Origin of the sequence: Pseudactinotalea suaedae (assembly GCF_009733815.1) — a bacterium.
Classification (GTDB): Bacteria; Actinomycetota; Actinomycetes; order Actinomycetales; family Beutenbergiaceae; genus Pseudactinotalea; species Pseudactinotalea suaedae.
In genome coordinates, this window is record NZ_WNXY01000004.1 from 442,455 (window position 1) to 449,441 (window position 6,987).

The 6,987-nt window shown below is 71.5% G+C and carries 6 protein-coding genes; 3 read left to right on the top strand and 3 right to left on the bottom strand.

Going from position 1 to position 6,987, the window contains the following annotated elements; all coding sequences use genetic code 11:
• Positions 1 to 8: 8 nt before the first annotated feature.
• Positions 9 to 1,613 carry a glycosyltransferase gene (locus tag GPA04_RS09840; protein WP_156223881.1) on the bottom strand — a complete coding sequence of 535 codons (1,605 nt, stop codon included), beginning with the start codon at positions 1,611 to 1,613 and terminating at the stop codon, positions 9 to 11.
• 166 nt (positions 1,614 to 1,779) lie between these two features.
• Here GPA04_RS09840 and GPA04_RS09845 point away from each other — a divergent pair, with 166 nt between their 5' ends.
• The 3 genes from GPA04_RS09845 to GPA04_RS21145 are packed head-to-tail and all read left to right on the top strand — an operon-like array spanning position 1,780 to position 4,843.
• Positions 1,780 to 2,994 (top strand): MFS transporter, encoded by a 1,215-nt coding sequence (locus tag GPA04_RS09845; RefSeq protein WP_241680704.1) that lies wholly within the window; start codon positions 1,780 to 1,782, stop codon positions 2,992 to 2,994.
• Between the two features lie 30 nt (positions 2,995 to 3,024).
• A complete protein-coding gene (locus GPA04_RS09850) occupies positions 3,025 to 3,447 on the top strand; it encodes a hypothetical protein (RefSeq protein WP_156223882.1) in 423 nt (140 codons plus the stop codon).
• A 19-nt stretch (positions 3,448 to 3,466) separates the two neighbouring features.
• Positions 3,467 to 4,843: a patatin-like phospholipase family protein gene (locus tag GPA04_RS21145; RefSeq protein ID WP_194238942.1), complete on the top strand. Its 1,377-nt coding sequence runs from the start codon at positions 3,467 to 3,469 to the stop codon at positions 4,841 to 4,843.
• Positions 4,844 to 4,852: 9 nt separating this feature from the next.
• On the opposite strand, the gene GPA04_RS09860 is transcribed toward GPA04_RS21145, so the two are convergent.
• Both GPA04_RS09860 and GPA04_RS09865 read right to left on the bottom strand, forming a co-directional pair.
• A complete protein-coding gene (locus tag GPA04_RS09860) occupies positions 4,853 to 6,073 on the bottom strand; it encodes an ROK family protein (RefSeq protein WP_162458578.1) in 1,221 nt (406 codons plus the stop codon).
• 52 nt (positions 6,074 to 6,125) lie between these two features.
• Positions 6,126 to 6,987 (bottom strand): carbohydrate ABC transporter permease (locus GPA04_RS09865; RefSeq protein WP_156223884.1); only part of this gene is annotated, 862 nt, incomplete at its 5' end.

A 6,987-nucleotide genomic window follows, 5' to 3' on the forward strand; every position in this document is an offset into this window, starting at 1 on the left:
CGAGGCGGTCAGACCTCGAGCACCACCGCGTCGAACTCGGGCCGGACCACGTCCCAGTCCATCTCCGACAGCGCCCACCGCTGCGCCGAGCGCGCGGCCGCGCTCTCGGGGGGCGAGGGCTGCGCCGCCAGGATCCGGGCCGCGGCCGCCTGCGGGCTGTCGACCACCCATTCGGGCGGGTACAGCGAGGCTGCGCCACCCCACGGGCGCAGCGCGGGCCAGTTCCGCACCACCGGCAGCGCGCCGCTCGCCACGCCCTCGAGCAGCGCCTCGTGCGTGCCCTCGAACCGGCTCGTCGACAGGATCACGCCCACCTGCTGGAGCAGACCCGGCACGTCACCGGAGAACCCCGTGACCTCGACGGCGTCGCGCAGCTTGACGATGCGCTTCGTCAGGTCCTCGTGGTAGTCGAAGCTCGCCTCGAGACTGTCGGAGGGCTTCTCCTCGCCGACCAGCAGCAGCCGCCACCGGTCGTCGGTCACGCGCAGCGCCGCCAGCACGTCCAGCGCCCAGGCCGGGTCCTTGACGACCTTGTTCCAGCCGATCAGCGCCAGCGTGCGCTCGGCGCCGGGCAGCTTGTCACGCGCGCAGCGCGCCAGCTCCAACCGGTTCGGCACCACGTGCACCTCGGTGCCCGCCCGCGTGATCGCGGGCGCGGTCGCCTCGACCACGGCACGGATCGCGGGCGCCACGAACACGGCACGCTCGACCGAGCTCCACGCGGTCAGCAGCGGCATCGGGGTCATCGCCTCGTACCGGTGCAGCCGGGTCACGAGCGGCGCCTCGATCCCGCGCACGAGCGAGGCCCACACGAGCGCGCGGTGCCCCCACTCCACGAACACCGTGTCGGCCCATGCCACGTCGTCAGCGAGGTGCTCCGGGAGCGGCGGCCGGGCGCCGTCGAGCCCGTACCGCAGCCGCGCCTCGACGAGCGAGCGGAGCGAGAGCGAGGGCCGCAGGCCGGGGTCGGCTGCCAGGTCGAGCACCCGCACCTCGACGCCGGCCGACCGGTACTCGGCGGCCAGCGGCTCGATGAAGGTCCGGTTGTCGTAGCCGAGCACCAGCAGCCGCTCGGTGCGCGCCTGCCGCGTCGGCCGGGGCCGCGGTCGCGGGTCGCCGAGCAGCGCCTGGAACGTCGACGACCGCTCGAACGGCTCGAAGAACGTGCGGTGGTCGCTCAGCAACGGCGAGGGCGCCGTCCCGAAGTGCCGGGCCGGGTGGTAGCTGAGAGCCAGGGCGTCGGCCAGGCGGGCGGCACTGGCAGCGATCTCGCCGCCCTCGAGATGGCGATCGGCCTCGGTGAGCGTCTGCTCCACCACCGTGGCCAGGTCCTCGGGCACCACGCCGCCGTCGAGCTCGGCGAGCGCACGGGCTGCCGCCAGCTGGGTGCGAGCCTCGGACCCGTTCGCCTGCGACTCCGAGAGCCGCAGCACCGCCGCGGCGTCCTCGTGGTGCCCACGCTCGGCGTAGACGCGGGCGATCTGGCGGCTGGAGTCGACCAGCACGTCCGCACGGGTCGGCACCAGCAGGTGCACGCGCCAGGCCGCGCGACCGGCAGCGCGCGCAGCCCGCAGGCGGAACACCCCGTCCAGCGCACTCCTGACGATGCCCACGGCGCCTCGCTTGTCGGTCGAACGATGGTCGCCGCGTACCGGCAGCGACCTCGTCAGCCTACGGCCAGTGCCGACCACGACCGTCTGCCGTCCATGTGCGGCACACCACGGCGGCCACGTGCTGTGCGTGCCGGGAGACAGGCACCGGAGGTGACAGAATCCTGCAGTGTTCGCCCCGTATCAGAAGGTCCTCTCCAGACCGGGAGCGCTGGCCTTCTCAGGGGCGGGCGTGCTCGCCAGGCTGCCGATGTCGATGGTGACCATCTCCATCGTGCTGCTGGTGGAGGCGGTCTACCACTCCTACACGCTGGCCGGTCAGGTCGCCGCCGTCTACACGGTCGCGCAGGCGATCGGTGCTCCCCAGATCGCGAAGCTCGTCGACGCCCACGGGCAGGCCCGCGTGATGCGTCCCTCGCTGATCGTGGCGATGACCGGGCTGATCGGCCTCGCGCTCGCCGCGATGCTGCACGGACCCGCCTGGGCCCTGTACCCCGCCGCGGCGCTGGCAGGCGGCACCGTCGGCTCGATGGGGGCGTTCGTGCGCGCCCGGTGGAACCGCGTCGTCGAGTCCCCGCGCGAGCTGCACACCGCCTACTCGCTGGAGTCGGCGCTCGACGAGCTCGTGTTCGTGGTCGGACCGGTCCTCGCCACGACGCTCGCCGCGGCGATCTCCCCGGTCGCCGGGCTGCTCATCGCGATCGGCGCCGCCGCGGGCGGCGGCTTCTGGTTCCTCGCCCAGCGCAGGACCGAGCCGACGCCGTCCGGCCGCCCCCAGGTGGGCGACCGCGGCTCCGTCATGCGCTCCTCGGGGATGATCATCATCGCCGTCGTCTTCGTCGCGATGGGGTCGATCTTCGGCTCGGTCGACGTCGCCACCGTGGCCTTCGCCGAGCAGCTCGGCACGCCCGGACTGGCGGGTGTGGTGCTCGGCGTCTTCGCCTGCGGGTCGCTGATCTCCGGCCTGCTCTACGGCGCGCGCGAGTTCACGATGCTGCCGTGGAAGCGGTTCGTCATCGGCATCCTCGTGCTCGCGGCCGGCATCTGCCTGTTCGTGCTCGCAGACTCGCTCGTGGTGCTCGCCGGCGCGATGTTCGTCACCGGGTTCGCGATCGCCCCGACGATCATCACCGGCAACGCGCTCGTCCAGCAGCTGGTCCCGTCGACTCGCCTGACGGAAGGACTGACCTGGGTGGGCACCGCGATCGGGGTGGGCTTCGCCGTCGGCAGCTCGGTGGGTGGCAGGGTCATCGACCTGCACGGTGCCCACGCCGGGTATGTCGTGAGCATGGGTGCGGCCGGCGTGGCCGCGGTCATCGTGCTGTCCACGGCTGCGCTGCTGCGCGGCGCCACGACCGCGAGGGCCACGCAACCCCGTCGCTAGGCTGGGGGTCCGTCCTGCCGAGGGGGATCCATGTACGGCCTGCTCTTCAACCTGCTCACGGTGGTCGCGATCGTGATCATCGGCGTCGTCACGGCGCCCAAGGCTGGTCCCGCCAAGGGCAGGATGTGGCTCGGCCTGGGGCTGCTGCTCGCCGGGTCGCTCGTGGGGCTGGTGTGGCAGGCGCTCCTCGTGCTGCCCGCCTTCTTCCGGTCGGTCTACGACAGCGCGGGCGTGATCGGTTTCGGGGCCATCAACACCGTGATCGCGGTCATCACCGGTGGTCTGTTCGTGGCTGGTGTGGCGGTGCTCGCCTCCGCGATCACGCTGACCAACCAGGTCGGCGGGTACCTCGACCCGACCCGCCCCGGAGCCCCGCCCATCAGCGGTCACCAGGGCGCCGGCCACCCGCCGGCCGGCTCCACGCAGACGCCCGGCCCCACCCCGTACGCCTGACCGGCCGACGAGGCCGAACATGGGCGAGCTCGCGCGCTGGCTGCGCCAGGCACCGTTCCTGCCGAGGAGTCGCGGGTCCGACGGCGTCCCGGAGCCATCGCACCCGAGTCGCCTCGGGCTGGTGCTGAGCGGGGGTGGTGCACGGTCGTCGTTCCAGATCGGCGCGTTGCGGTACCTGTACGACGTCGTGGGGATCACGCCGCAGGTGATCACCGGCACGTCGGCGGGCTCGATCCTGGCCAGCGTGCTGGCCCAGCACGGCGATCACGAGGGCCAGCGCGCCGACCTCGCCCACCTCGAGCGGATCTGGCTCGGGATGACGGCCAGCAGCGACATGTTCACCGAGTACCCGTGGTTCGCGCGGCTGCGCGCCCACATGCCCACGTGGCGCAAGGTGCTGGCGCTGCGGCAGCGCCCCGGTCGTGCCGGCGCCGACGCGCACACCGTCGGATGGAACCCGAGCACGGCGTGGGAGGCACTCGGCACGCTGTGGGAGGCCGGCCGCTCGAGCGCCGATCTCCAGCTGATCGTGAGCGGACCCACCCGGGAGCGGGCCGCGTTCATGCCCGGTCCGATCGTGGACCGGCTGCTGGAGCCCCACGTCTTCGCCCCCTCACGTCTGGCCGCGTCGCCGGTGACGCTGCGCGTCGCGACGGTCGCGCTGGAGAGCGGTGAGCTGCGCTACGTCACCAACACGGGGTCCTTCGTCGACCGCGACGACCGGCCGCTGCCGGAGCTGGGCGAGGTGGACGTCGCCGAGGCGATCCGAGCGTCCTGCGCGATCCCAGGGGTGTTCCCGCCGGTCCCGCTCGCGGGTGAGCACTACGTCGACGGCGGTGTCCGCGAGAACCTGCCGGTCCAGATCGCGCTGGACCACCTCGGCGTCACGACCTGCTACGCGGTCGTGGCATCGCCGTCCGGCGTCGCCCCGGTCCCCTCGTTCGAGGCGGCCGACATGTTCGAGATCATCATGCGCAGCACCAGCGGGGTGATGTCCGACGAGCTCCAGCGCGACGAGGTCGCGTTCGCGCGCGAGCGCGGGGTCGTGCTGATCGAGCCGACGGTCGACGTCCACGACCTCGTCACGATCGACCCCGGGCTGATCGCGATCGCCGTCGACTACGGGTACCTGCGGGCGCGGGACGTCGTCACCGGTGCCACCGCGGAGCGGCAGCGGCTGACCGACGAGATCATCAGCACCCGGCGGCTGGCCTGGGAGGCCGAGGAGGCGATGTTCGCCGAGGACACCGCCGCCGACGTCGAGGGCGCCAAGAACCGCCTGCGGGACCTGCTCGCGCAGGTCCCCGAGGGTGAGTTCCCGCCGGAGGCGGACAGCTGGTGGCGCACCTGGGAACGTCACGCGTTCGAGATCGATCAGGTGCTCACCCTCGGGTGAGGACACCGCTCACGCGAGGGTGACCGGTGCCGCGCGCAGCTCTCGATCCCGCTCGTGCCACAGCGGCGAGGCGAGATAGCGGTCCAGGGCCAGCGCTGCGGATGCGTGCGGCCAGTAGTCCGGGCGACTGCGGTCGTAGAAGCGGACCTCGGCATCGCGCCCGACCAGCTCGCGGTAGCGACTCCGCACCATGTCGATACAGGCCGCGATCTCCTCGGCTGTACCCACCCGACCGCGGACGGTCGTCTCGGCCGGAGCGACCAGGCTCATGATCAGGGGGATCACCCGGCCCAGCTCCTCGGCCCGTGCCTGCCTCAGCTCGCGCAGGCCATCGGTGTCCTCCTCCGGGTACAGGTCCCGCTGCAGCGCGCCCGGGGGGAGCAGGCCCGCGTCGACCGCCCGCCGCAGGAGCGCGTCATCGGTGCAGGTGGCCTTGACGCACCCGATCTGCCCGCAGTCGCACGGATGCGTGGAGCCCGGGACGATGATGTGGGAGACGAGGCCTCCTGCACCGGGGCCGTCCCACACCAGCTCGTCACCGCGGATCTGTGCCACACCGACGGAGCGTCCGACAAGGACCGTGAGGACGTCGTCGCCGCCGCCTCCCCACCAGTAGTGCTCGAGCGCCTGTGCGCGCACGTTCGGCTCGACCCGGACCGGGTGGCGCAGGTGCTTGCCCAAGCCCTGGGCGAGCGCATCGGGGTCGACGTCAGCCACGAGCGGGGGCGGCTGGCCATGATGGAGCTCTGCCCACGGGGTCGTCATCCCCACGCCGACCACCGCCGTGGCGCCGACCTCCGCCACGACGTCTGTGACGAGCTCGGCAGCCTCGTCGATGCGTGCGGGCTGTGTTCGGCCGGTCGCGGCCACGGACCGAGAGGTGACCAGGTCACCCCGCAGGGTGTACGCACCACAGGACGTGCTCTCCGGGTGCAGGTGCCCACCGATCACCAACCGCCGCCCAGCCGGGACGTCGAGGGGTGTCACCGGCCTTCCGACGCCTCGTGGCGTCGAAGGCGTCGACTCCGTCAGCGCACCGAGCTCGAGGAGCTCGGCCACGGTCTTCGTGATCGTGGTGAAGGTGACGCCGATGATCGACGACAGCTCCTTGCGACCGAGCGGACCCTGACGGACGATCGTGCGCATGATCGCGGCGGCCGTCGCGTTGCGCTGGTGCACCATGAGCTCGGTGCGCTCGGTGCGCTCGGTGCGCTCGGTGCTAGAAGCCACCGAGCCAGGGTAGCCAGGCCACACAGCACGGCGGGCCATCGTCATGTCCGGGCTATTTGCCGCCGGTGGTGGCGATGCCTTTGACGAGGTATTTCTGGCCGAAGAGGAAGGCCAGGAAGATGGGGACGAGGGAGACGATGGACATCGCGAACATGGCGCCCCAGTTGGAGCCGGAGGTGGCGTCCAGGAAGGATCGCAGGGCGATCGGGACGGTGTACATGTCGGGGCTGGTCAGGTAGATCAGCGAGGTGAAGAAGTCGCTCCAGCTCCAGATGAAGGTGAAGATCGCGGTGGTGGCCAGGGCTGGGACCATCAGCGGGATCATGACCTGGCCGAAGATGCGCAGGTGACCGGCACCATCGATGCGGGCGGCCTCGTCCAGCTCTTTGGGGATGCCCCGGATGAACTGGACCATGAGGAACACGAAGAAGGCGTCGGTGGCCAAGAACTTGGGCAGCACCAGCGGCAGGAACGTGTTCACCATGCCGAGGTTGTTGAAGACGATGTACTGCGGCACCACCACCACGTGGAAGGGCAGCATGATCGTCATCAGCATGATCGCGAACCACAGCGTCCGGAGCCGGAACTTCAGCCGGGCGAAGGCGTAGGCGGCCAGCGAGCAGGAGATCAGGTTCCCCGCGATCGCCCCCAGCACCACGATCCCGGAGTTGACGATGTACCAGTCGAAGGGCCGGGCCAGCGCGGTCCAGCCCTGGATGTAGTTCTCGATGTAGAGCTCGTTGAGCCACAACCCCGGGGTCCGGAAGATCACCTCCGTGGGCCGCAGCGAGGACACCAGCATCCACACCAACGGGTAGATCATCACCAGGCTGGCGGCGATCAGCCCGGCGTGCTTGAGGACGCTGCTCAGCCGCGCCGAACCACTCCTGCCCCGCCGCCTGGGGGCGGGGCCG